The organism is Solwaraspora sp. WMMA2080, from assembly GCF_027497395.1.
Classification (GTDB): Bacteria; Actinomycetota; Actinomycetes; order Mycobacteriales; family Micromonosporaceae; genus Micromonospora_E.
In genome coordinates, this window is the sequence record NZ_CP114910.1 from 6114616 (window position 1) to 6138804 (window position 24189).

21 protein-coding genes are annotated in these 24189 nt (G+C 72.1%); 15 read left to right on the forward strand and 6 right to left on the reverse strand.

Features of this window, described 5'->3' with window-relative positions:
- Positions 1 to 236 precede the first annotated feature (236 nt).
- Positions 237 to 1229: an alpha/beta hydrolase gene (locus O7543_RS28025; protein ID WP_281551110.1), complete on the reverse strand. Its 993-nt coding sequence runs from the start codon at positions 1227 to 1229 to the stop codon at positions 237 to 239.
- Between the two features lie 104 nt (positions 1230 to 1333).
- On the opposite strand from O7543_RS28025, the gene O7543_RS28030 reads away from it, so the two are divergent.
- The 3 genes from O7543_RS28030 to O7543_RS28040 all read left to right on the forward strand — a co-directional run bounded on the left by O7543_RS28030 (position 1334) and on the right by O7543_RS28040 (position 3419).
- Positions 1334 to 1936 (forward strand): TetR/AcrR family transcriptional regulator, encoded by a 603-nt coding sequence (locus O7543_RS28030; protein ID WP_281551109.1) that lies wholly within the window; start codon positions 1334 to 1336, stop codon positions 1934 to 1936.
- Positions 1937 to 2054: 118 nt separating this feature from the next.
- Entirely contained in the window at positions 2055 to 2180 is a 126-nt protein-coding gene (locus tag O7543_RS28035; RefSeq protein ID WP_255500449.1) for a hypothetical protein, read from the forward strand.
- A gap of 168 nt (positions 2181 to 2348) precedes the next feature.
- On the forward strand, positions 2349 to 3419 hold the full coding sequence (locus O7543_RS28040; RefSeq protein WP_281551108.1) for a TauD/TfdA family dioxygenase: 1071 nt from the start codon (positions 2349 to 2351) through the stop codon (positions 3417 to 3419).
- A 140-nt stretch (positions 3420 to 3559) separates the two neighbouring features.
- On the opposite strand, the gene O7543_RS28045 is transcribed toward O7543_RS28040, so the two are convergent.
- Positions 3560 to 5806 (reverse strand): cytochrome P450, encoded by a 2247-nt coding sequence (locus O7543_RS28045; RefSeq protein WP_281551107.1) that lies wholly within the window; start codon positions 5804 to 5806, stop codon positions 3560 to 3562.
- Positions 5807 to 5931: 125 nt separating this feature from the next.
- Entirely contained in the window at positions 5932 to 7014 is a 1083-nt protein-coding gene (locus O7543_RS28050) for an NAD(P)-dependent alcohol dehydrogenase (RefSeq protein ID WP_281551106.1), read from the reverse strand.
- A gap of 75 nt (positions 7015 to 7089) precedes the next feature.
- Between O7543_RS28050 and O7543_RS28055 the strand changes: the two genes are divergently transcribed.
- The 9 genes from O7543_RS28055 (at position 7090) to O7543_RS28095 (ending at position 18752) form a co-directional block, all read left to right on the forward strand.
- Entirely contained in the window at positions 7090 to 8559 is a 1470-nt protein-coding gene (locus tag O7543_RS28055; protein WP_281551105.1) for an aldehyde dehydrogenase family protein, read from the forward strand.
- Complete coding sequence (locus tag O7543_RS28060; RefSeq protein WP_281551104.1) at positions 8556 to 9740, forward strand: helix-turn-helix domain-containing protein; 1185 nt, start codon at positions 8556 to 8558, stop codon at positions 9738 to 9740. The genes O7543_RS28055 and O7543_RS28060 overlap by 4 nt, the downstream gene beginning before the upstream one ends.
- Before the next feature lie 190 nt (positions 9741 to 9930).
- Positions 9931 to 10950: a zinc-binding dehydrogenase gene (locus O7543_RS28065; RefSeq protein WP_281551103.1), complete on the forward strand. Its 1020-nt coding sequence runs from the start codon at positions 9931 to 9933 to the stop codon at positions 10948 to 10950.
- Positions 10947 to 12416 (forward strand): amidohydrolase family protein, encoded by a 1470-nt coding sequence (locus O7543_RS28070; protein WP_281551102.1) that lies wholly within the window; start codon positions 10947 to 10949, stop codon positions 12414 to 12416. The genes O7543_RS28065 and O7543_RS28070 overlap by 4 nt, the downstream gene beginning before the upstream one ends.
- 11 nt (positions 12417 to 12427) lie before the next feature.
- Positions 12428 to 13507, forward strand: coding sequence for a BMP family ABC transporter substrate-binding protein (locus O7543_RS28075; protein ID WP_233606006.1), 1080 nt, complete (start codon positions 12428 to 12430; stop codon positions 13505 to 13507).
- Positions 13508 to 13556: 49 nt separating this feature from the next.
- Complete coding sequence (locus O7543_RS28080) at positions 13557 to 15152, forward strand: ABC transporter ATP-binding protein (protein WP_281551101.1); 1596 nt, start codon at positions 13557 to 13559, stop codon at positions 15150 to 15152.
- A complete protein-coding gene (locus tag O7543_RS28085; RefSeq protein WP_281551100.1) occupies positions 15152 to 16453 on the forward strand; it encodes an ABC transporter permease in 1302 nt (433 codons plus the stop codon). Before O7543_RS28080 ends, O7543_RS28085 begins: the two co-directional genes overlap by 1 nt.
- Positions 16450 to 17364, forward strand: coding sequence for an ABC transporter permease (locus O7543_RS28090; RefSeq protein WP_281551099.1), 915 nt, complete (start codon positions 16450 to 16452; stop codon positions 17362 to 17364). The genes O7543_RS28085 and O7543_RS28090 overlap by 4 nt, the downstream gene beginning before the upstream one ends.
- 350 nt (positions 17365 to 17714) lie before the next feature.
- Positions 17715 to 18752, forward strand: a complete 1038-nt coding sequence (locus O7543_RS28095; RefSeq protein WP_281551098.1) for a sodium:calcium symporter — start codon at positions 17715 to 17717, stop codon at positions 18750 to 18752.
- 50 nt (positions 18753 to 18802) lie between these two features.
- Here O7543_RS28095 and O7543_RS28100 read toward each other — a convergent pair whose 3' ends face one another.
- Positions 18803 to 19831, reverse strand: coding sequence for an aldo/keto reductase (locus tag O7543_RS28100; protein WP_281551097.1), 1029 nt, complete (start codon positions 19829 to 19831; stop codon positions 18803 to 18805).
- A 167-nt stretch (positions 19832 to 19998) separates the two neighbouring features.
- Between O7543_RS28100 and O7543_RS28105 the strand changes: the two genes are divergently transcribed.
- From O7543_RS28105 to O7543_RS28115, 3 genes are all read left to right on the forward strand, one after another.
- A complete protein-coding gene (locus O7543_RS28105; protein ID WP_278170800.1) occupies positions 19999 to 20448 on the forward strand; it encodes a VOC family protein in 450 nt (149 codons plus the stop codon).
- Positions 20436 to 20843 (forward strand): nuclear transport factor 2 family protein, encoded by a 408-nt coding sequence (locus O7543_RS28110; protein ID WP_281551096.1) that lies wholly within the window; start codon positions 20436 to 20438, stop codon positions 20841 to 20843. The genes O7543_RS28105 and O7543_RS28110 overlap by 13 nt, the downstream gene beginning before the upstream one ends.
- Before the next feature lie 88 nt (positions 20844 to 20931).
- Positions 20932 to 21711: an IclR family transcriptional regulator gene (locus O7543_RS28115; RefSeq protein ID WP_281551095.1), complete on the forward strand. Its 780-nt coding sequence runs from the start codon at positions 20932 to 20934 to the stop codon at positions 21709 to 21711.
- Here the strand turns inward: O7543_RS28115 and O7543_RS28120 are convergent.
- Positions 21708 to 22568 carry an IclR family transcriptional regulator gene (locus O7543_RS28120; protein ID WP_281551094.1) on the reverse strand — a complete coding sequence of 287 codons (861 nt, stop codon included), beginning with the start codon at positions 22566 to 22568 and terminating at the stop codon, positions 21708 to 21710. The genes O7543_RS28115 and O7543_RS28120 overlap by 4 nt on opposite strands.
- A 101-nt stretch (positions 22569 to 22669) precedes the next feature.
- A complete protein-coding gene (locus O7543_RS28125; RefSeq protein ID WP_281551093.1) occupies positions 22670 to 24019 on the reverse strand; it encodes a hypothetical protein in 1350 nt (449 codons plus the stop codon).
- Positions 24020 to 24189: the final 170 nt, after the last annotated feature.

Below are 24189 nucleotides of genomic sequence, written 5' to 3' on the forward strand. Positions count from 1 at the left end.
ATGAAACGATCTGAGTTGATGTGCGGTACGGCAGCAGAAATGATCATGTCGTGACCAGCGCTGACTCCTCCGACTGGGCTATCCAAGCCGGTCGTTTCGGTGTCTTTCCAGAGTCGTCCGCTGCTTGGCGGCTATCGTGAGAATGCTTCCGAATTCACTACTTATCTGATCAACGTTTTTGCTGGTGGTGAGCGCGAATCCTTCGTGCGGGTGGCTCCAGGGCCGAGCCTGGGCGGCTAAGGGCCGGACGCTGCGAGGAAGGTTGCAATGTCGGCGGCGATCCGGTCCGGGTACTCGCCGTTGATTGCGTGCGAGGCGTCCGGGTAGACGATCACCGTCGCCTCGGGTACTGCCCGCTCGGCGACCTCGGCCGCTTCGGCCGTGTCGTGCATCCGGGACTCGCCGGCGAGCAGCGCCAGCGTCGGTGTCCCTACCCCGGACAGATCCTCAGGCGTGACCCGGTGCGGTGCGGAGAGCTTCAGTGCGTACGTCTGCATGCCGGCCTCGATCATCCGGGCCACCGGTACGTCCTCGACCGGGGCGCCGTTGGCGGTCCAGCTGGCGAAGTCGTCCCGCCAGGACCTGGGAAACCAGCGGACACTGGCCGGGATCGACCGGAGGATCGCCTGCCAGGACAGGTCGGCGAAGACCAGGACCGGGTCGAGCAGGGTGACACTGGCGACCTTCTCCGGTCGGTGCACCGCCAGGTTCATCGCGGTCCAACCGCCGATCGAGAGCCCGACCAGGTGGATGGCCGGCTCCGGCAACTCGATCAGCACCTCGTGCAGCCACTGGGCGTGGTCGGTGGGGGTCTCGATCGGCCGCTGCTGGATGCTCATCCCCGGCTCGCCGAGCAGGTCGATGGTGTAGACGCTGCGCAGTCGCAGCAGTGCGGGCAGGTTGTCGGCCCAGACCGGCGAGGCCGCGGCTCGACCCGGCAACAGCAGCAGCGGATCGGCGTCCGGCTCGGCGCCGGCGAAGTGGTAGAGCCGTACCACGCCGTAGCTGGTCCGTACGTCCAAGGTCCGGTCGGCGCTCGGCAGGTCCGCCATGGCCCGGTCGTACGCGGCGAGAAAGCGGTCTGCGGCGGCGGCCGAGGTGAAGTGGCCGACCGGCGTGGGGGTGCGGACAGCGAGGCAGCCGGTCAGTAGCGCGATGGTGGCGATCAGGGCGGCGATGCCGACGACAAGCCAGCGTCGGCGGCGCAGGCGGGGGAGTAGGCGGCGCATCTGGGCTCCTCTGCGGGCGTGCGCTCCGGCTGTCGTCGATCTACCGTACGGTCAGAAGTCTAACCACGCGGTGGAATTTCTGCCCGACAGGTAGGCTCGGACTCATGTCATCGACCGGCCCGGACCTGGCAGGCAAGCCGCTGACGATCACCGAGCGGGCGCGGCGGGCGCAGTTCGTCCAGGTGACCATCGACCTCGTTGCCGAGCACGGGTACCGAGGGGCCTCGCTGGCCCGGATCGCCGAGGCCGCCGAGGTCTCCAAGGCGGCCGTGCTCTACCACTTCCCGACCAAGGACGCCGTGCTCCGGGCCGCCTACCAGACGGTGATCGACGCGCTCACCACTGCGGTCGGCGCGGCCGTCGCCGACCAGTCGGGTGCCGCCGCGCTGTACGCGTACATCCGGGCGCTGGTCGGCCACCTCGACGCCCGTCCCGATCACGCTCGCATGATCATCGAGGCGATCACCGCCGACGCCGGGATCACCGACAGCCCGGACGACGAGGGTCGCCGGGCGGCGGTCGCGGGGTTGATCGACGCGGCGACGGCGGCCGGCGACTACCGCGCCGACGTCGATTCCCGTGGTACGGCCGTCATCGTCAACGGGGCGATCGACGCGATCGTGGCGCAGCGCCTCGCCGACCCCGGCTTCGACGCGGCCGGGGCCGCCGACACGCTTGCCAACCTGCTCGACCGAGCGCTCCGTTAGTCGGTACCCCTACCGAGAGCCCCGGGAATGATCGTATTGCGAGACGGCGTCTCTGTTGACGGTCGACTTGTGCTGGCCTAGGCTGGCGGACACGACCACCCAGCCGCAGGAGAACGCCATGATCCGAGTTCCGCAAGGTGCTGGATTGCTGGTGCGCGGTTACGAGGAGCCGCTGCGGGTCCACCCGCCGCGTGAGGGCATGCGCCCCGGGACCGCCGCCGGGGATCCGCAGACCCCGTTCTGATTGTCGAGTACGCCCGTCTGTCGCACCCCGGCACCTGACACGCCGGGCGACACGGCGGGCTCGCCACACCTGTCCTGACCGAACCGGTCCGCGCACGCCACCGCGCGTCGCATCCGGGACACCGGCCGACTCATCCATCAGAACCGACGACCCTCGGAGCGCATCATCATGACGACCGCAATCGACCTGGCCCCGATCTCCGGCCCGTCCGCCTGGCGCGGCGACGAGCTGAGCAAGTCCACCGAATGGATCTACCACCTCAGCGACGCCGAGCGGACCGAGTTGGAGACCGTCGGGCGCAAGTTCGTCGCCGACGACCCCGACCTGCGTACGGTCACCGCTGCCGACTACCCGCTGCCGGTCTGCGCCGGCCTCAACGCCGAATGTGCCCAGCAGATGGACTCCGGCCGCGGCTTCATCTTGGTCCGCGGGCTGCGCACCGAGGAGTACGGCGACACCCTCGCCGGAGCGATCTTCTTCCTGATGGGGCTGCACCTCGGCGTACCGATGGGGCAGAACCAGATGGGTGACGTGCTCGACCACGTCATCGCCACCTCCAACAAGACCCTCGACGACCCGTCGGCGCTGCCGTCGCGGGTGCGTGACCGGCTGCCGTTCCACTCCGACAGCTCCGACGTCGTCGCGCTGATGTGCCTGCGCGCGGCGAAGGAGGGCGGGGCGAGCAGCCTGGTCAGCGGTACCACCATCTACAACGAGATCCTGCGCCGCCGGCCGGACCTGGCGCCGCTGCTGTTCGAGCCGTGGCACTGGGACTGGTACAAGCAGGACCACGACGCCCCGGCGAAGACCTACCTGTCGCCGATCTGCAGCTACGTCGACGGCATCTTCAGCACCTACGCCGGCAGCTCGATGATCTTCTCGGCGCAGGACTACCCCGAGGTGCCCCGACTCACCGAGGCGCAGATCGAGCTGCTGCACCTCTACGACGAGATCTCCCAGGAGCCGGGCCTGGCGCTGGACATGAACTTCCAGCCCGGCGACGTGCAGTGGCTGCTGAACTACGCCGCCCTGCACTCGCGGACCGGCTACGTCGACTACCCCGAGCCGGAGCGTCGCCGTCACCTGCTGCGGCTGTGGCTCAAGCGCGACGTCGGCCGCCCCCTGGTGGACGGCTTCGGCAAGAACGTCGTCAGCGACCGGGGCGCGGCGGACGTGGTCCCGGGCGGCCGGTTCCAGATCGCCGAGGCGGCCGAGGTGAACATTGAGTGGGGTAACTGACCACTCCCGGTACGTGGACGGCCCGCCGCGCTCCAAAGTCGTAGCGCAGCGGGCCGCCCGCATTCAGCTGACCGGCGCCGGTGACATGGCAGAAGGGCGGGACCGGTCGACCGGTCCCGCCCTTCGTCGTACCACTGCGGTCAGAGGTCGAGCACCAGGCGGTCGGAGCTGCACCGGCCGACGCAGATCATCATGCTGCGCCCGGCGGCCCGTTCGTCGGCGGTGAGCAGCGAGTCGCGGTGCTCCGGCGTGCCGGCCAGCACCCGGGTCTCGCAGGCCCCGCAGTAGCCCTTCTCGCAGTCGTAGGTCAGGCCGGGTACGGCCTCGCGCAGCACCTCGATCATCCGCTTGTCCTTCGGCACCCGCAGGGTGACCCCGGTGCGGGCCAACTGGACGTCGAACTCGGTGTTGGCCGCCGGGTCGAACGCCACCTCCAGGTCGTCGCCAGCGGCGAAGCGCTCCACGTGCAGCTGCCCGGTGCGTCCGGCGTCGGCACACACCCGCTCCACCGCGTTGATCATCGCGCCGGGTCCGCAGCAGTAGACGGCGGTGCCGTCGCCGACGCCACCGATCAGCCCGGCCAGGTCGGGCAGCCCGGCCTCGTCCTGCGGTAGCAGCGCGGCCCGGTCGCCGGCGAGGGCGCCCAGTTCGTCGGCGAAGGCCATCGAGGCCCGGCTGCGGCCGCCGTAGACGACCCGGTACGGCGTACCGCGCCGGACGGCTTCGCGGACCATGGCGAGGATCGGGGTGATCCCGATCCCGCCGGCCAGGAAGAGGTACTCGTCGGCGTCGACCAGCGGGAAGTGGTTACGCGGGCCGCGTACCGTCAGGGTCGCGCCGGCGGCGGCGACGGTGTGCAGCTCGACAGAGCCGCCGCGCCCGGCGGCCTCCCGCAGCACGCCGAGCCGGTAGCCGCTGGTGTCGGCGGGATCGCCGCAGAGCGAGTACTGCCGGACCCGGCCGGACGGCAGCCGCACCTCCAGGTGGGCGCCGGGTGCCCAGGCCGGCAGCGGTGCGCCGTCGGCGGCGGTCAGCCGTACCTCCAGCACCTCGTCGGCGGCCCGGGTGACCGCCCCGACGACCAGTTCCCGGTCGCCGCCGGGGCGGGTGAGCGCCGGGGCACCTCCGGCCGCCGCGTCGGCGGCGCGGCGGCCGGAGGTGAACACGGCCGGGATGGCGTCCCAACCGGTCTGGTTCCCCTTGGTGGGGTAGCCGACGAGGCCGTCTTCGACGACCCGGTAGTCCGGCAGCCGGGTCAGCACCTGGGTGATCATTTCGCGGAACATCAGCCGGGCCAGGTGGGCGCCGGCGCACCGGTGGCTGCCGATGCCGAAACTGAGGTGCCGGGTGGCGTCGCGGTCCAGCCGGACCTGCTCCGGCTCGGGGAAGACCGCCGGGTCGTGGTTGGCGGCGACCCAGGGGATCAGGATCCGTTCGCCGGCGCTGACCGGGCAGCCGCCGACCTCGGCGTCGGCGCGGGCGGTACGGGCCATCGACTGGGACGGCGCGAAGACCCGCAGGAACTCCTCGGTGGCGCCGTCGAGCAGGTCGGGTGAGTCGATCAGCCGTTGCCGCTGTTCCGGGTGGCGACTCAGGTGCACCAGGGTGGAGCCGGTCAGCGAGGTGGTGGTGTCGACCCCGCCGGCGATCAGCAGGCCGATGACGGAGACCAGTTCGTCGACGCCGAACAGTTCGCCGTCGGGTCGGCGCTGGGCGACCAGGTAGCTGACCGCGTCGTCGGCCGGTTCGGCGCGCCGGGCGTGGATGAGTTCCCGGATCCGTTCGTCCATGTACGCCAGGCCCTGGCCGCCCCGGATGGCGCGTTCGCTGCCGGGCAGGGCGGCGAAGATGTCGTGGATCGGCTTGGCCAGCTTGGGCCATTCCGCTTCGGGAAAGCCGAGCCAGTCCAGGGTGACGGCGGCCGGCAGCGGGTTGGTCAGGTCACGGACGAAGTCGACCGAGCCTTCGGTGACGAAGTCGTCGATGATCCGGGTGGTGTGCCGGGCGATCATCGGGGCGAGTTTCGCGACCGCGTCCTGGGTGAGCAGCGGGTTGATCAGGTCGCGGTAGTCGCCGGCGGCCGGCGGGTCCAGCTCGATCGGGTACTGCTCCAGACCCGGCCCGCGGGGGATGACGATGGCGGTGCCGTCGCCACCGGCGGCGGCGCGGGCCGAGGAGAAGGTGTCGTCGTCGCGGGCGACGCGGACCACGTCGGCGTACCGGGTGGTGTAGACGAAGCCACCGTGCGCGTCGGTCCGGCCGACCGGACATCTGTCGCGGTACGCCCGGTAGTAGCCGACCGGGTCGGCGTTGCACTCGGCGGAGTGGTGGTCGAACGGTGCCGCGGAATGCGGGTCGGACGGACCCGCGATACGAGATTCAGTCATGGCGGGCGAGCTCCACATGTGCTGACTGCCGCGCGGTGTTTCCCAGCCGCGCCACTGGGTGTCTGGAGCCGAGGGTAATCCCACTCACATGGCGAGACAACGTTTCGCAATGGGACACGCTCGGGTCAGAGCGTCAGGACGGCCTTGCCGACGGTGCCGGAGCGTACCGCCGCCACCGCCTCGTTGATCTGCTCGAACGGGTAGTAGCTGAGCAGCCGGTCCACCGGGAAGCGGCCGGCGGTGTGCAGGTCCAGCAACTTCGGCAGGAACACCTGGGGCAGGCTGGCGCCGCCGATGATCCCGGTGACGCTGCGCCCGTTGAGGATGCTGCGCCAGTCGAAGCTCATCCGCTCGCTGGGGCCGACCCCGACGACGCCGCACCGACCCAGCGGGCCGAGCGACTCGACCGCGGTCCGCAGCACCTCCTCGCGCCCGGTGGCGTCGATCGCGAAGTCGAATCCGTGCGGGGCGATCGCGGCGAGCAGCTCCTTCGCGTCCCCGGTGCGCGAGTCGACGCCGTGGGTGGCGCCGAGCAGCCGGGCCGTGTCCAGCTTGTCGGCGTTGACGTCGACCGCGGCGATCGTGGTGCAGCCGGCGATCCGGGCGGCGAGGATCGCCGCCACGCCGACCGAGCCGGCACCGAAGACGACGATCGACGACCCGACCGGCGGGCGGAGCACCTTGAGCACCGCGCCGGCCCCGGTGCCGAAGCCGCAGCCGAACGGCCCGACCAGCCGCAGGTCGATCTCCTTGCTGATCGGCACCACGGCGCGGGCCGGGGCGACCACGTGGCTGGCGAACGACGACTGGCCGAGAAAGTGCCCGTTGACCGGTTCGCCGTCGCGCGACAGCGCGCTGCTGCCGTCCGGGCGGCGGCCGGCGAAGTTGACCGCGTCGAAGCTGCGGCAGTACGCCGGGCTGCCGGTCAGACAGAGCGGGCAGGTGCCGCACGAGGTGAAGCTCATCGCCACGTGGTCGCCGGCCGAGACACCGGTGACCCGCTCGCCGACCTGCTCGACCACGCCGGCACCCTCGTGGCCGAGCACCGCCGGGGTGGGGAAGAAGTTGGCGAACTCCAGGTCGGTGCCGCAGATACCGACGCTGTGTACGCGTACCAGCACCTCGTCCGGGCCGGGTCCGGCCAGGTCGAGCTCCTGCAGGGTGAACGGTCCACCCGCGCTGTCCAGTACCGCCGCCGTGACCCGCACGCAAATCCTCCCGGTGTACTCACAAAGCGAGACTGCATCTTGACATGCGGAACATGGAGGGTCAAGGATTCCACCATGGCTGACCTGGACATTCCCGCTGCCCGCCAGCTGATCGACGGTGCCTGGGAGGCAGCCGCCGACGGTGGCGAACTTCCGGTGCTCGACCCGGCGACCCGGCAGAGCATCCAGCCGGTCGCCCGGGCCCGCGCCGTCGACGTGGACCGTGCCGTCGCCGCCGCCCGCCGGGCCGCCCCCGGCTGGGCCGCGACCTCGCCGAGCGAACGCGGCGCGGCGTTGCGCCGGTGGGCCGACCTGATCGCCGCCCACGTCGAGGAACTTGCCGTCTATGAGGCCCGTGACGTGGGCAAACCCCGCTCCGGCGGCCGGCTCAACATCTACATCGCGCAGGGCATCGTCGACTACTTCGCCGGCGCGGCCGACAAGCTGACCGGGGTCACCCTGCCCACCCGTACCCCTGACTACTTCGGTTACACCCGCCCGGAGCCGTACGGCGTCTGCGCGGTGGTGATCCCGTGGAACGTGCCGGCCGTGCTCACCGCCGCGAACGTCGCCCCGGCGCTGGCCGCCGGCAACACCGTGGTGCTCAAGCCGTCCGAGATCGCCCCGCTCGCCCCGTTCGCCCTGGCCGAGCTGGCCCGGCGGGCCGGGCTGCCGCCCGGGGTGCTCAACGTGGTGACCGGGCTCGGCCCGGAGGCCGGCGTGGCGCTGACCGGCCATCCGGACGTCGACCACATCAGTTTCGTCGGTTCGACCGTCACCGGCCGGGCGGTGATGCGGGCCGCCGCCGAGCACCTGGTCCCGGTGAAACTCGAACTCGGCGGCAAGTCGCCGAACGTGGTCTTCGCCGACGCGGACCTGGACACCGCCGTACCGGCGATCGTCGCCTCGATCACCGAGAACGCCGGCCAGAACTGCTACGCCGGCTCCCGGCTGGTGGTCGAGGAGTCGATCCGGGCGGAGGTGGTCGAGCGGGTGGCCGCCGCGATGGCCGAGGTCCGGGTCGGGTCGTGGGAACAGGACCTGGACATGGGCCCACTGGTCAGCCAGGCCCAGTACGAGCGGGTCCGGGGGTTCCTGGCCGAGGCGCCGGGCTCCGGGGCGCGGCTGGTCACCGGCGGGGAGCCGGCCACGGCCGCGTTCGGCGACGGCTGGTACGTGGCCCCGACCGTGTTCGACGGCGTCGACGAGACGATGCGGCTGGCTCGCGAGGAGATTTTCGGCCCGGTCCTGGCCGTGCAGGGGTTTCGGAGCACCGAGGAAGCGGTGTCGATCATGAACGGCACCGACTTCGGCCTGCTCACCTGCGTCTGGACCTCCGACGTGTCCCGGGCGTTGCGGGTGGCCGGCCAGGCCCGCAGCGGTCAGGTGGCGGTCAACCAGTTCCACGACGCCGGGGTGATCGGGTTCCCGTTCAACATGCAGAAGGAGAGTGGGTTCAGCCGGGGCGGCGGGTACGCGGCGCTGCGCGAGTACACCCAGGAGAAGGCCGTCGCGGTCCGGCTGCTCGATCGATCGCCGACGTGACCGGGGCGGCCGACCGTCCGGTGCCGGCCGTCCGGCCCCGGCTGGCCGTGGCTGCCGAACCGACGCCGGCCCAGTTCGCCCAGTGGCTGACCGACCTCGCGTTCGGCGGTGCTGGCTGGCCGGTGCTGCTGGCCCGGCTGGCCGAGGCCATCGGCCGGGACTGCCGGCTGGTCGCCGAGACCGGCGAGCTGCTGGCCACCAGCGACAGCACCAGCGGCAGCGCGGTCGCCGACCCGGTCGAGCTACGCGGCGACCGGGTGCGCTGCGTCGACGGCTGGCTCGGCCGGTCGGTGCCGGTCGGGTCCGGCAGCCGTCGGCTCGGTGCCCTGCTGCTGGCCGAGCCGGTCGGGGCCGGCCAGCTCGACTACGCCCGGGCCGCGGTCACCGCACTGCTCATCGAGGCGGTACGTCGGGAGCCGCCGCAGCCGCCACCGCCGGTGGGCGCTGACGGGCTGCTGCGGGCGCTGCGCGACGGCACCGGTGACCGGTCCCCGGCCGGCCAGGCGGACCTGGTGCGGGCCGCGGCGGCGTACCGGTGGCGGCTGGACCAACCGCACGCGGCCGTGGCGCTCGGCTACACCGGCACCCAGCGGCGCCGGTGGGCGTCCGCGTTGACCTGGCTGGACCGGCCGGTGCTGGCCGACGGAGGGCTGGGCTGGACCCTGCTGCAGGGTGACGCCGAGCGGGAGGTGGTCCGGCTGCGCGGCCGGTTGGAACAGATCGTCGGTGCCGGCCAGGTCCGGGTGGCCGGCGGCCGGTCGGTGACCGGCCCGGCCGCGACCCCGGACTCGTTCCGGGACGCCCGGCTGCTGCTGCGGCTGCTGCTGCGCAACAGTCCGGCGGCTGCGGAGCCGGCCGAGCTGCCGTTCGAGCGGGCTGGTCTGGCGCAGCTGCTGCTGGCCGTGCCGCCGGACCGGCTGCGCTGGTACGTGGACCGGCACCTGGGGCCGATCGCGCAGCGCGACGACCTGCTCCGCACCCTGGACCACTGGCTGGCGACCGGTGGGAGCAGGCAAGCTGTGAGTGAACAACTACATCTGCACCGTAACTCCGTCGGCTACCGGGTGGGTCTGATCAAGCGGCTACTGGGGGTGGATCCTTTGCATCCGTCGACTGCTGCGGTGCTGCGTACCGCGCTGGTCGCGCGGGAGCTGCTGATCGTCGTCGCAGACGGCGGATAACCGCAGGTCGATGGCGACTTCCGCCCGGTTGTGCCGGCCTGGATCACGGGCACGTTACGTAGCTGAGCCAGTTTCGGTCGAGGCGTTGACAGGTTGCCGGAGCGCAGGCAGAGTACGTCGCTAAGCAGCACGGATCACAATGCAAGACGGCATATTGTTTGGTAGACCGGTGGAGGTAAGGGTGCGGGCGATGGTTCAGACCGACTTCGGTGGCCCCGAAGTCGTACGGCCGCGCGCCCTGCCGGACCCCGAGCCCGGCCCGGCCGACGTCGTCGTCGGCGTCACCGCCGCCGCGCTGAACCGTCTCGACCTGCTCCAGCTGCGCGGGCCCGGCCTGCTCCCCGGCTTCACGCTGCCGCACGTCGCCGGCATGGACGTCGCCGGGCAGGTGGTCGCCACCGGTGCCGAGGTCGGCACGCTGCGCACCGGCGACCGGGTCGTGCTCGACCCCACCATCGGCTGCGGGCACTGCGCCGCCTGCGTCGGCGGCAACCCCGGCTACTGCCGAACGCTGCGCGTCGTCGGCGGCAACCGACCCGGCGGCTTCGCCGAGTACGTCGCCGTACCGGCCGCCGTGGCCCACCGGGTCCCCGACCACGTCGACCTCGCCGACGTCGCCGCACTGCCCACCGCCTGGAGCGTCGCCTGGCACGCCCTGCACCGGGTCGGCACCCTGCACCCCGGCGAATCCGTGGTGATCCAGGCAGCCACCAGCGCGGTCAGCATCGCCGCCATCCAGCTCGCCCGCGCCCGCGGCGCCTGGGTGATCGCGGTGGCCCGCAGCGAAGCCAAACGGGCCGCAGCCGTCTCCCTCGGCGCCGACGTGGCGCTCGACCTGGACGACCGGACCGCCGCCGGGGTCCGGGAGCACACCGGCGGGCACGGCGCCGACCTGGTGCTGGACCACGTCGGTGCGGCCACCTGGCACAGCTCCCTGGCCAGCCTGCGCACCGGCGGCCGGCTGGTGCTGCTCGGCAACACCAGCGGCGACCAGGTCAGTCTGTCGCTGGCCCAGGTGTACCACCAGGGTCTGCGCCTGCTCGGCGCCGGCGCGTACGCCCCGGCCGACTTCGCCGCCATGCTCGATGCGTACTTCGCTGGCGGGCTGCGGGCGGTCCGAGGAGCCGAATATCCGCTCGCCGACCTGCCTGCGGCGTACGCCCGGCTGGAGTCCGGTGACCTCGTCGGCAAGATCCTGATCCGGCCATGACCACGCTCGCGGCCCCGACCGCCGACTCCGGACCCGGCACCGCCCGCGCCGACCTGCTGGTCGTCGACGCCGACATCGTCACCATGGCCCCCGGCCGGGAGGTGGTCACCGGCGGTGCGATCGCGGTGGTCGACGGCCGGATCGCCGACATCGGCCCGACCGGTGCGCTGCGGGTCGCGTACCCGCACACCCCGGAGCTCGACGCGGCCGGCTGCCTGGTCGTCCCCGGCCTGGTCAACGCCCACCAGCACACCACCGCCGACCCGCTGATCCGCAGCAGCATCCCCGACGACGTCCCCGCCCAGCAGGCGATCTTCGACTGGATCGTGCCGCTGCACGCCGCCGTCACCGGCGACGACGACGAACTTTCGGCCACCCTCACCGCCGTCGAGGCGCTCAGCTACGGCGTCACCACCCTGCTCGAACCGGGCACCGTGGCGCATCCGCTGCGGGTCGCTGCCGGGCTGCGCGCCGCCGGCATCCGGGGCCGGGTCGGCCGCTGGGGCTGGGACACCGCCGATGCCCCGTACTCGATGCCGGCCGGCGAGACCCTCGCCGCCCAGGCTGAGACGGTCACCGCGCTGGCCGGCGACCGGCTGGTCACCGGCTGGGTCACCCTGGTCGGCCACGATCTGGTCAGCGACGAGCTGTTCACCGGCGCCGCCGAGCTGGCCGAGCGACTCGACGTGCCGATGACCTGGCACCTGTCGCCCAGCGCCGAGGACCCGGCCGGGTACGCCGTCGCCGGCCGCCCCCGGCCCGTGTTGCACCTGCGTGACCTCGGTGTGCTCGGCCCCCGCCTGCTGCTCGGGCACGCCGTCTGGCTCGATGACGACGAGCTCGACGCGCTCGCCGGCAGCGGTGCCTCTGTCGCCTCCTGCCCCGGCGCCTACCTGCGGCTCGGACAGGGCTTCACCCGGGCGGGCCGGCACACCGAGCTGCGGCGGGCCGGTGGCCGGCTGGCGTTGGGCTGCGACTCGCACAATGCCGGCGACACCCCGGACGTGTGGCGGGCGGCCCGGCTCTTCGCCGGGCTGGACCGCGACCGTGGCGCGGCCGAGCCGCTGCCCGCCGACGAGATCTTCGCCCTGGCCACCGTCGACGGCGCCGACGCCGTCGGGCTGGGGCGGCTGACCGGTTCGATCGAGGTCGGCAAGGCCGCCGACCTGGTCGTACTGGACACCCGCACCATCGCGTGGACCCCGCGCGGGGACCTGGCCACCCAGCTCGTCTGGGGCGCGGCCAGCCACACCGTGCGGGACGTACTGGTCGACGGCCGGCCGGTGGTCCGGGACCGACGGATCACCACCGTCGACGTCGACGCCCTGCGGGCCGAGGTCGCGGCGCGCGGCGCGGACCTGCTCCGCCGGGCCGGCATCGACATCCCGCATCGCTGGCCTGTCGTGCCGGCGACCGAGTACCGCGCGCACCGGACCGGACCGGCCGGCGCGACGCCCCCAAGGTGAAAGGAACAGCTGTGACAATAAGGATCGGAAAGGGTGCGGCGGCGCTGCTCGCCGGCGCCGTCAGCCTCGCCCTGGTCGGCTGCGCCGACAACGACGCCACCGCGCCGGACCCCGCCGGCTCCGAGGGCGGCGGCACCGTCATCGCCGGCCAGCCGGACGTCAACGGCGACGGCAAGGTGCTGATCGGGGTGCTCAGCCCCGGTGACATCAACGACAACGGCTACTACGAGAGCTTTGTCGCCGAAGCCGAGCGGTTCGCCAACGAGCAGGGCTGGGAGGTCATCAAGCGGGGTTCGGTGCCGCCGACCGAGGCGCTCAGCTCGGCCCGGGCGCTGTGCCAGCAGGGCGTCGACATGGTGGCGCTGGGCGCTTCCGAGCTCAAGGACGCCATCCCCGCCTCCGAGGAGCCGGCCTGCGAGAACGTTGCCTGGTACGTGCCGTCGTCGGAGAACATCCCGCAGACCCCGGAGATCGTCATTTCCAGCGACGACCCGAACCAGAGCATGCTCGCCGCCGGATACGCCACCGGTCTGCTGATGGAGGAGAACGGTGACACCAAGGCCGGCTTCGTCACCGGCATGGAGGTCGACTTCGCGATCAACGCCGCCCGGGCTTTCAAGGCCGGGATCCGGATGGTGGTCCCCGAGGCCGAGCTGGTGATCACCTATACCGGTGACTTCAACGACTCCGCAAAGGCCCGGGAGGCCGTGCAGGCGCAGATCGACCAGGGCGTCAGTGTGGTCTACCCGTACCTCGGTGGGGCCACCGACGCCGCAACCGAACTGGCCAACGAGGGCGGCGCGATCACCCTGACCCCGGGCACCGACCGGTGCGACTCGACCGAGCCGGAGTTCGACATCTCGGTCATCTTCGACCCGGGTGCCTACTTCGCCGCCGCGCTGACCCTGTTCGCCGAGGGCGAGCTGGAGATGGGCACCACCAAGGTGTGGCAGATCGGTATCGACCCGTACCCGGCGATCAAGATCTGCGACCCGACGGCGGAGCAGACCGAGCGGATGGAGGCTTTCGTCACCGACGTGGCCGAGGGCAACATCGACACCGCCGCCGAGGTGGAGCGGCTCGGCGGCTGACCCGCCACCGACCGCACATCGGAAACCACTTGCTGACCCGACTATCGAGGTGGAACGGACTGTGCACACCGACGGCCACACGGCGCCGGCGCTCACCCTGCGCGGAGTGAGCAAGCGCTACGGTCCGGTCGTCGCCTGCGACGCCGTGGATCTCGCCGTCCGACCCGGCGAGATCCACGGCCTCCTCGGCGAGAACGGGGCCGGCAAGTCGACCCTGATGAAGATCCTGCTCGGGCTGGTGCACCGGGACGCCGGCAGCATCCTGCGCGACGGCGAGCCGGTCGAGATCGACACCCCGCAGCGGGCGGCCGATCTGGGGCTTGGCATGGTGCACCAGCACTTCAGCCTGATCGACCCACTCACCGTCTGGGAAAACGTGATCATGGGCGACAGCGGCCGGGTCGACAAGGGCGCGGCCTGCGCCCAGGTCGAGCAGGTCGCCCAGCGGTACGGCCTGCCGATCGACCCGATGGCCCGGGTGGACCGGCTCTCCGCCGGGGAACGGCAGCGGGTCGAGCTGATCAAGTGTCTGCGCCGCGACCCGTCGGTGCTGATCCTCGATGAACCGACGTCGGTGCTCACCCAGGCCGAGTCGGCCGAACTGTTCACCGTGCTGCGCCGGGTGGTGCAGGCGGAGAACCGGGCGGTCATCCTGATCAGCCACAAGCTGGCCGAGATCATCGCGGCCACCGACCGGGTCACCGTGCTGCGCCGGGGCGCGGTGGTCTTCCACGGGCCGACCGCGCAGACCACCCCGCAGCTGCTGGCCCGGCAGATGGTCGGTCGGGAGGTGTCGCTGCGGGCGGAGAGCGCCGCGCTGGGCATGCTGCCGGTCGATCGTTCCGGCGACCAGCCAGCAGGCGACCAGCCGTCTGCCAGCGGCCAGCCGGCCGCCGGCTCCCCGCCGGCGTTGCGGCTGCGCGACGTCACCGTGCTCCTCGGTGAGCTGCGGATTCTCGACGCCCTCAACCTCGACGTCGCACCGGGGGAAATCGTCGGCCTGTACGGCGTCGAAGGCAATGGCCAGGCCACCCTCGGTGATCTGCTTTCCGGGCTGCTGGTGCCCGACTCCGGCACGGTCGAGATCGGTGGCGAGCCGGTCGACCTCGACCGGGCCGGCGCGCTGCACACCGCCGGACTCGGCATCGTGCCCGAGGACCGGCACCGGTCCGGCGTGGTGCTGGACATGACGATCGCCGAGAACCTGGTGATGAAGTCGCTGGCCGGGGTCTCCGGCGCCGGCGGGGTGCTCAGCCGGCGACGGATCCAGCAGATCGCCCGGCAGCGGATGACCGAGTTCAACATCATCGCCCCGTCCCCGGACACCCCGGTGCGCAGCCTGTCCGGCGGCAACCAGCAGCGGGTGGTGCTGGCCCGGGAGTTGTCCGCCGGACCGAGGGTGCTGATCGCCGCCCAGCCCACCCACGGGCTGGACGTCGGCGCGATCGAAGACATGTACGTGCGGCTGCGGCAGGCCGCCGCGGAAGGGGTGGCGGTTTTGCTGATCTCCACCGAACTCGAAGAGGTGATGGCCCTGTCCGACCGGGTGGCGGTGATCTCCTCGGGTCGGATCGTCGGCGTGCTCGATCCCGCCGAGGCCACCGCGGAACGCCTCGGCATGCTGGTCGGCGGGGTGAGCCACTGATGGCCACGTTGACCGGTGCGGACCCGGCCGGCCGGCGGCTGCTGGCCCGGCTCACCCCCGGCCCCGGCGGCCGGCAGGTCACCGCGGCGACCGTGGTGACGGTCGCCGTCGCCCTCGGTCTGTCCGCGTTGCTGATCGCGGTCACCGGCGGCTCGCCGAGCGCCTCGGTGCAGGCGCTCTACCAGGGCAGCATGGCCAGCCCGCGAGCCTGGAGCAACTCGCTGCTCTACGTCGCACCGCTGCTGCTGGTCGCGGTCGGTGCCTGCGTCAGCGCCCGGTCCGGCTTCTTCAACATCGGCCAGGAGGGCCAGGTGCTGATCGGGGCGCTGGCCGGTGCCTGGGTCGGCCTGCGACTCGCCCTGCCCGGGCCGTTGCTGCTGGTCGTCGTGCTGCTCGCGGCGCTGCTCGCCGCCGGCGGCTGGGCCGGGCTGAGCGCGCTGATGTACCGCTTCCGAGGGGTCAACGTGGTGGTCAGCACGCTGCTGATGACCTTCCTGGCCCAGCAGTTGGTGGCGTTCGCGGTCAACACCCCGTGGCTGCTGCAGGAGTCCCGGCTGGGCACCGGGGTGGTCTCGCCACAGTCCAACCCGCTGCCGGAGAACGCCCGGCTCGCCTCCCTCGGTGAGTACCCGAACCTGCAGGTCAACGGAGGGCTGATCCTGGCCGTCCTGATCGCGGTGGCGATCAGCCTGGCGATGACCCGGACCCGGTGGGGGTTCCGGCTCAAGATGCTCGGGCTCAACCCGGTCACCGCCCAGCACGCCGGGGTCCGGGTCGGCGCCCTCGGTGGGATGGCGCTGGCCATCTCGGGAGCCTTCGCCGGCCTGGCCGGCGCGCTGCTGCTGACCAGCCCGATCGGCAGCCACCGGCTGCAGCCGGGAATGTCGTTGAACCTCGGCTGGGACGGCCTGCTGGTCGCCCTGGTCGGCCGGAACAATCCGCTGCTGGCCATTCCGGTGGCGGTGCTGTTCGGCGTGCTGCGCGCCGGATCCAGCTTTCTGGCCGCCACCGGGGTGCCGTCGTTCCTGGTCGACGTGGTCAAGGCGCTGCTGGTGCTGGCGTTCGTGGCGCCGCCTGCGGTGATCGCCCTGCTACGCCGGCGGCGGGCCGGCGGTGAACCGGCGGGCACTCCGCCGCCGACCGGTGGCCTGCCGACCCCGACCCCGTCGACGGGGGAGCCGGCGGCGCCCGGCACCGAGGTGCCGGCGATCGACGTCCCGGAGGCGGCGGCCGGTAGCGGGTCGACTGGTAGCGGGTCGACTGGTAGCGAGAAGACCACCATGGAAGGCAGGCCGGCATGAGCGCCGCCGACAACATCGCCACCATTCTGTCCAGCGGGGCGCGGCTGACCATCCCGTTGGCCTTCGCCGCCTGCGGCGAGTACGTGGCGCAGCGCGCCGGCACGCTGAACATCTCGGTCGAGGGCATGATGCTCGGCGCGGCGTTCGGCTCGATCGCCGTGGCCAGCGCCACCGGCAGCGCCACCATCGGGCTGGCCGCCGGTGCCCTCGTCGGCGTGCTGGTCGCCGTGCTGCACGCCAACCTGTCGCACCGGGCCCAGATCAACACGTTCGTCGTCGGTCTGGTGCTCAACGCCCTGGTGCTCGGCCTGACCAGTTATCTGATCACCATCAGCAGCTTCACCGGGCACCAGGTGTGGCGGGTGGACATCCCGGTGCTGCGCGACATCCCGATCATCGGACCGATGCTGTTCGTACAGCGTTGGCCGGCGTACCTGCTGCTGATCGCGGTACCGCTCACCTGGTGGCTGGTGGAGCGCAGCCGGTGGGGCCTGGAGCTGCGGGCGGTCGGGGAAAACCCGCAGGCCGCCGACGTCAGCGGGATCCGGGTCAACCACCGGCGCCGGCAGGCGCTGCTGTTCTGTGGTCTGCTCGCCGGGCTCGGCGGTGCCTACCTGGCGGTGGGTGAGGTCGGCTCGTTCAACCAGAACATGACCGCCGGTCGTGGCTACCTGGTGATCGCCGCGGTGATCTTCGGTGCCTGGCGGCTCGGTCGGACCATGGTCGGCTGTGCGGTGTTCGGTCTCGCCGATGCGATGCGGCTGGCGCTGCCGGCGCTCGGGGTGACCATCAACTCGCAGCTGCTCATCGCCGCGCCGTACCTGTTGGCGCTGCTGGCCATGCTGGTCTTCGCCACCCAGCACCGAGAACCGAGAGCGCTGGCCAAACCGTTCCAGCGCGGCACCACCTAGTCGGCTACCTGACTACCGGCGCGCCCGGCTCAGCGTCACCGCCGGGCTCAGCGTCACCGCCCGGCTCAGCGCAGGGTCCGTTTGCCGGACGCCCTGAGTACGCCGACGAGAAGGACGTAGATCAGGACACCGACAGCGGTGACTCGCCACAGATGATGTGGGTTGTCGAGTAACATCCTGCTCAAATACCCGCGACGGCTCCCGGCTATCCGGCGACCGGATCACGGGCGGATGATTCGCCGTGACAGTGATCGGGTAGCGAGGTCGGTCATGGGACCTGAACGGACGAAGACGGCTCGGCTGTGCCCACCGTCAACGGGCCATCCGTCACGAGGCGACGGTGGGCGACGGTGACCGGGTCGACCTGGCCGCTGGCACCGAGCATCGCTGCGCTCGCGGTCGCCCTGCTCGTCATCGTCTTCGCCGGCAAGTCGCTGGCGGCGACCGCCGACACCCTCGCCGACCGGACCGGAATGGGCGAGGCCGTCGCCGGAGCGCTGCTGCTCGGCGCGGTCACCTCGCTACCGGGGATCGCCACCACCGCGATCGGCGCCTGGCAGGGCGACGCGCAGTTCGCCATCGCCAACCCGATTGGCGGCATCGCTGTACAGACGGTCTGGCTGGCCATCGCCGATCTGCTCTACCGGCGGTCGAACATCGAACACGCGGCCGCCTCGCTGGAGAACATCATGCAGGCGCTGGTGCTGGTGGCGCTGCTCTGCCTGCCGATCGTCGCCTACGCCACGCCTGGCCTGACTCTCGGCTGGGTGCATCCGGCGAGCCTGCTGATCCCGGTCCTCTACCTGTACGGACTGCACCTGGTCCGCCGGCTGCGGCAGAACCCGATGTGGCGGGCGGAGCAGACCTCGGACACCCGGCAGGACGTCCCGGACGACCCCGACGGCGACGCCGACGGTGCGCCCAGCACCCGCCGACTGTGGTGGCGGCTGGCCGCACTCGCCGCTGCCGTCGGCGGCACCGGCTACCTCATCGGGCAGGGCGGCCTGGGGGTGATCGCGGCGACGGGTCTGCCCAGCGGTTTCGTCGGGTTCACCGTCACCACCGCGATCACGTCGTTGCCGGAACTGGTCACCCTGATCGCGGCAGTCCGGATCGGGGCGTTGACGCTGGGGATCGGCAACATTCTCGGCGGTAACGCGTTCGACTCACTGATGATCTTCCTCGCCGACGCGGCGTACCGGCCGGGGTCGGTATACGCCGACGCGGCTTCCGCCGGTCTGCTCCTCGCCGGGTCGACCACGCTGCTCACCGTGACTCTCGCCGCCGGCCTGCTCCTGCGCGAACGCCGGGGGGTCGGCTTCGAGGGCGTCGCCATCCCGGTGGTCTACCTGGTCACGGTGGTGCTGCTGCTGGTCCGCGCCGCCTGACTCCGCCGCCCTGGGCGGCGGTCGGACAGGGTGGTGCAGCGCCGGTCCGGTCAGTCCCGGCGGCGCAGCGCCGGGTCGGTGAGCGCCGGCGGCCGGTAGCCGGCGTCGGCCGGGTTGACGTTGTGTCCTGGGGGCACCAGTTCGTCGATGCGGTCCAGCACTGCGGCGGGTAGCCCGGTCAGCTCACCGGCACCGAGCTGACTGCGCAGCTGGGGCAGGGTGCGCGGGCCGACGATGGCGCTGGTCACCGCCGGATGGCTCAGTACGAAACCGAGGGCCAGCTCGATCAGGCTCAGCCCGGCCTGCGCGGCCAGCTTCTCCAGCTCGCCGAGAATGTCGAGTTTGCGCTGCCGGGCGGCGGTATCGCGGAAGTCGAAGTGGTCGGCGTTGCGTCCGGCCCGTGAGTCGGCGGGGACCTTGGCGGAGCGGTACTTGCCGGTCAGCCAGCCGCCGTTGAGCGGGCTGAAGGCGAGCACCCCGAGTCGGTGCCGCTGGCAGGTCGGCAGCACCCCGGCCTCCACACCCCGCGCCATGATTGAGTACGGCAGCTGTTCGGTGGTGAACCGTTCCCGTTGCCGCAGCTGGGCGACCCACTGCGCCTCGACGATCTCCTCGGCGGGGAACGCCGAGGAGCCGACCATCAGCACCTTGCCCTCGCGGACCAGGTCGGACAGCGCACCGAGGGTCTCGTCGATGTCGGTGCCCGGGTCGGGCCGGTGCACCTGGTAGAGGTCGATTCGGTCGGTGCCGAGCCGGCGCAGGCTGGCTTCGACCGCCTGACGGATCCAGCGCCGCGAGTTGCCCCGCCGGTTGCGGTCGTCCCCCATCGGTTCGTGGAACTTGGTGGCCAGCACGACGTCGTCGCGCCGCCCACGCAGCGCCCGGCCGAGGATCTGCTCGGATTCGCCGTGCGCGTACACGTCGGCGGTGTCCACGACGTTGATCCCGGCGTCGAGCGCCTCCCCGACGATCCGCCGGCATTCCTGCTCGTCGGTGTTGCCCCAGGCACCGAACATCATCGTGCCGAGGCATAGCGTGCTCACCTCGACGCCGGTGCCGCCAAGCCTGCGGTACTGCATCAGAACCTCCCGCCGCCAGCCTGTCAGCCGACCACCGACGGCGGCACCGTCGCAGCGGCTCGAAGGCCGATCGCCGGGTTTGTGTCCCCGGCACATGGATCCCGGCTACGGTGCCGAATAGCCTGGTAGACGCGCTGCAACAGACATTTCGGCAACTGGAGGTTCCCGTGGCGACCGGCCTTACCCACGCCCGATGGACGCACGTGGCACTGCCCACCGGCGACCTTGACAAGGCCATCTCGTTCTATACTTCGCTCACCCCGCTGGTGGTGGTGGAGCGCTTCGCCGACGCCGACGGCGAGAGCGTCTGGCTCTCCAACGACAAGCAGGTCGAGACGCCGTTCGTGCTGGTGCTGGTCTCGTTCAACAAGGACAAGGGCGGCCAGTTGGGGCTGCTGCACCCGTTCGCGCACATCGGCATCGAGGTGCCGAACCGGTCCGACGTCGACGAGATCGCCGAACGGGCCCGGGAGATGGGCTGCCTGCACTGGGAGCCACGGCAGATGCCGCCGCCGGTCGGCTACATCTGCGCGTTGAAGGACCCGGACGGCAACGTCATCGAGATCTCCCACGACCAGCAGGTGTTCGACACCGTACGGCGGCTGTGGGGGAGCTGACCGGCGGACGCACCCGCGACGCGGTGCGGCGGTACCTGGCCGCGCTCAACGCCCGGGACGCCGACGCGGTCGCCGGCTGCGTCAGTCCCGGGTTCGTCAACGAGCACACCGCGGCGCTCGGCCGAACCGTCACCGGCCGGGCCGCGTACCGCGCCCGGCTGGACGGCTTTCTCGCCGAGTTCGCCGACCTGCACTACGAGGTCGAGGATCTGCTGGTCGAGGGCGACCGGGCGGCGGTGGCGTACCGGATGTCGTTTCGGCTGGTGTCGGCCGGCCGCGCGCCGGTACGCATCCGGGGCATGTTCCGCTTCGAGGTGGACGCCGACGGGCTGATCGCCCGCCGGGTCGACTACTGGGACAGCGCCGAGGTGCACCGACAGATCGCCGCCGGCTGATCCTGTCGGCTGGCTGGTCCCTATCGGCTGGCTGGTCCCGTCGGCCGGCTTATCCCGCCGGTGGCGTAGGGCTCGGTAGAGTGGCGCCGTGGTGGTCACGGGTCGGGCGGCGGGTGAGACGAGCGAGGTGGCCGGCGACGGGCCGGCCATCCAGACGGTGCAGCGCGCCGCGACGATCCTGCGGGCGTTCACCGTGGAACGGCCCCGGCTCACCCTGGCCGAGCTGACCGCCGACCTGGCGATCAGCCGGGCCACCGCGCACCGGTACGCGCGGGCGCTGCGCACCGCCAATCTGCTGCGGTTCGACGTCGCCACCGCCACCTACACGCTCGGCCCGCAGATCCTGGCGATGGAGGCGGCGGCCCGCGCCGCGCTGCCGATCGTCACGGTCGCCGAGCCCTACCTCGACCGGCTGACCCGCGACACCAACCAGACCTCGGTGCTGAGCATCTGGAACGGCGAGGCGCCGACGGTGGTCCGGTGCATGGACAACACCAGCGGTGACGTGCGGCTCAGCGTGCGTACCGGCTCGCCGTTGGAGCTGACCCGCTCGGCCCAGGGCCGGGTGTTCTGCGCCTACCTGCCGCCCGCCGAGAATCCGGTGGTGGCCCGGCAGCTGCGGCTGTCCGCCGCGCTGCGGGGGGTGGTCGCGCAGGTGCGCCGCGACGGCGTCGCGGTCAACTCACCGGAGGATTTCGGGGTACGGGTGATCGCCGCACCGGTGTTCGAGCGTACCCAGGTGGTGGCCGCGCTCGCGGTGCTCGGCACCAGCGTGGCGCTGGCCGGTGCGGCGCAGACCGCGGCGGCGGACCAGCTGCGGCAGGTCGCGGGGGAGTTGTCCGAGACGTTGGGGGCGATCGCCGGTTAACTCCGGCTGGTCCGGCCGTTGCCGCCCGGCCGGTGGCCGTTGCGCCCGGTGTCGCCCGGCTGCTGGTGGCCGTTGCCTGCGACGCTGCCCAGTTCGGCGGTGACCACAGCGGCGGCGCGCTGCAGCGCGGTGGCCAGCGGGCTGTCGGTGCCCTCCGGCACCGATGTGGTGGTGCCGACGATCGCCATGGCGGCGATCAGCGTCTGGCCCCGGAAGATCGGCGCGGCGATGCTGCGTACCCCGTTGACCGACGGCGTGTTGGCGGAGATGCCGGTGCGGCGGATCTTGTCGACCTCGTGGCGCAGCTCGGCCGAGGCCGCCAGGTCGGCGGCCAGCCCGGTGACGTCCTCCGCCGGCAGGAACGCGCAGAACACCCGGCCCTGGGCGGACTCGGTGCGCGACAGCCGGGATCCGGTGCGGACGCTGACCCGGATCACCCGGTCGGTGTTGTCGTCGGCGCGGACCACCACCGCCGTGTCGCCGTCCCAGACGCTGAGCACCACGGTCTCGTCGACCTCGCGGACCAGCTGCTGCATGTGCGGGCCGGCGATGCTGATCACCGGCATGGCGGCGCGGGCGGCGGCGGACAGGGTGAGGATCTGCGGGCCGAGGGAGTAGAGGCCCTCGCGTTCGTCGTAGCGCAACAGGTTGCTCTCCCGCAGCGCCTTGGTGTAGCGGTGCGCGGTGGCTTTGCTGGTGCCGAGGCTGGCGGTGAGCTCGTTGAGGCTCAGCCGGGGTCGGGCTGCGGTGAACGCGTTGAGGATCACCGCGGCACGCTGCACGGTCTGGATCGCCGGGGTGCTCGGCTCGGCGAGCACCGGGGGGCTCACCTCGGCGGGAGAGCTGTCGTCCGCCATCTGGCTTCCTTATCTGGCTTCCTGGTCGGAAGCGGCGGGGCGTGCGCACCGGACGGGGGTGGGTGCGAGCGGCCGGGACGCGTACGGAAAGTGAGACAGCATCATGCCATACGGTACCCTGCGCTGTCGATGGTGCCGGTGTGCCGTACCGCGATGTCCGCATAGATGCCGGCGAACATCCGCAGATCGGCCAGCGCGTACCGGTCCCGGCGGGGATCAGCGGGATCGGCACCCCGGCCGGGCGGTCCCAGCCGTACCGTCGGCACGCCCCGGCCGCGCAGCACCACCCCGTCGGTCGAACCGGTCCAGCCGAGGACCGGCGGTGCCTGTTCGCCGTACGCCGCTGTCCAGGCGTCGCACGCGTGCCGGGCGATCGGCGCGTCCGGTGCCGTCGCCGCGGCTGGGTGGACCAGTTGCCCGTCCACCGAGACCGGGCACTCGGCCAGCGGAGTGCCGGCGGTCGCGGCGGTGACGGCGGCCTGCACCTCGTCGCGGATCCGCGCCGGATCGTCACCGGGCACCGTCACCAGGTACAGGTGCAGGTCAAGCCGGCCCGGCAGCAGATCCGGCTTGGCCGGCTGCCCGGCGCGTACCGCACCGATGCCGACTTCGGCGCCGACCGCAGCGGTCGGATCGGCGCGGGCGGCCAGGTGCCGCCGCCGGAAGGCCTCCAGTGCCTCGATCACCACACCGAGATGGGTGATCAGACCGCCGGGCGGCACCGCGCGCTCGCGGGCCAGCACCGGATGGAACCGGCCGGTCAGCCGCACCCGCAGGTAGAGGGCGCCAGGTTCGGCGGTCAGCACGCCCGGCGGACTGGACTTGGCCAGCACCGCCGCCGCCGGCGGTGGGTACCGGTCCAGGTGTCGGGCGACACCGCCGGGCTGCTGCCGGACCACGCGCGCAGGAGTCTCCGGCGGTTGCGACAGGTGGTACCGGTGGGTTCCGGTGGCGGCCAGCAGCAGGGTCAGCCGGTGTGGCCGGTCGGCCGCCCGCAGCGCCTCGGCGGCGGCGACGAAACCGACCAGCGCGGTCGCGGCGGCGGCCCGGGCGACCCCGAGGCCGAAGCCGTCGACCAGGGCGTCGCCGGCCGGTCCGGCCGAGCGGCGCAGTCCACCCGTCGGACCGGACACGCCGGTGATCGGCTCGTCGAAGCCCGGCTCACCGGTGAGGGAGGTGTCGAGGTGGGAGCAGATCAGCAGCTCCGGCGCGTCGCCGCAGCCGGCGGTGACGTTGTGGCCGGCGGTGACGTCGCGGCCGGCGGTGACGACGAGATTGGCGCTGCGGGGCATCTCGGCGGTCGCCGGCAGCCGGTCGACCCGCCAGGCCAGCTCCGGCCAACGGCTGGCGCCCCAGCCGGCCAGCCGCTCGGCGGTGGCCAGTTCCTGCCCGTACGGGGTCGGCCCGGCGGTCAGCACCGTCAGGGCGTCGACGATCCGGTCCTCGCTCATTGCCTCATCCCATCACTCCCGTGACAGTTATCCAAGATGACGTCTCGCATGTTGACATAGCCAGGGTGGGGTCTCTAGCGTGACGTCACATCAACGACGCCGCTGTCCAACCAGATAACCGCAGGTCGCAGAGGCGCGAGACGCGAGCAGGACGGCGAAGAGGCCCACTG

Bases quoted from the DNA above. Each gene is read 5' to 3' on its own strand.
- O7543_RS28025 (WP_281551110.1), bottom strand. From the start codon at position 1,229: ATGCGCCGCCTACTCCCCCGCCTGCGCCGCCGACGCTGGCTTGTCGTC.
- O7543_RS28030 (WP_281551109.1), top strand. From the start codon at position 1,334: ATGTCATCGACCGGCCCGGACCTGGCAGGCAAGCCGCTGACGATCACC.
- O7543_RS28035 (WP_255500449.1), top strand. From the start codon at position 2,055: ATGATCCGAGTTCCGCAAGGTGCTGGATTGCTGGTGCGCGGTTACGAG.
- O7543_RS28040 (WP_281551108.1), top strand. From the start codon at position 2,349: ATGACGACCGCAATCGACCTGGCCCCGATCTCCGGCCCGTCCGCCTGG.
- O7543_RS28045 (WP_281551107.1), bottom strand. From the start codon at position 5,806: ATGACTGAATCTCGTATCGCGGGTCCGTCCGACCCGCATTCCGCGGCA.
- O7543_RS28055 (WP_281551105.1), top strand. From the start codon at position 7,090: ATGGCTGACCTGGACATTCCCGCTGCCCGCCAGCTGATCGACGGTGCC.
- O7543_RS28065 (WP_281551103.1), top strand. From the start codon at position 9,931: ATGGTTCAGACCGACTTCGGTGGCCCCGAAGTCGTACGGCCGCGCGCC.
- O7543_RS28070 (WP_281551102.1), top strand. From the start codon at position 10,947: ATGACCACGCTCGCGGCCCCGACCGCCGACTCCGGACCCGGCACCGCC.
- O7543_RS28085 (WP_281551100.1), top strand. From the start codon at position 15,152: ATGGCCACGTTGACCGGTGCGGACCCGGCCGGCCGGCGGCTGCTGGCC.
- O7543_RS28090 (WP_281551099.1), top strand. From the start codon at position 16,450: ATGAGCGCCGCCGACAACATCGCCACCATTCTGTCCAGCGGGGCGCGG.
- O7543_RS28100 (WP_281551097.1), bottom strand. From the start codon at position 19,831: ATGCAGTACCGCAGGCTTGGCGGCACCGGCGTCGAGGTGAGCACGCTA.
- O7543_RS28120 (WP_281551094.1), bottom strand. From the start codon at position 22,568: ATGGCGGACGACAGCTCTCCCGCCGAGGTGAGCCCCCCGGTGCTCGCC.
- O7543_RS28125 (WP_281551093.1), bottom strand. From the start codon at position 24,019: ATGAGCGAGGACCGGATCGTCGACGCCCTGACGGTGCTGACCGCCGGG.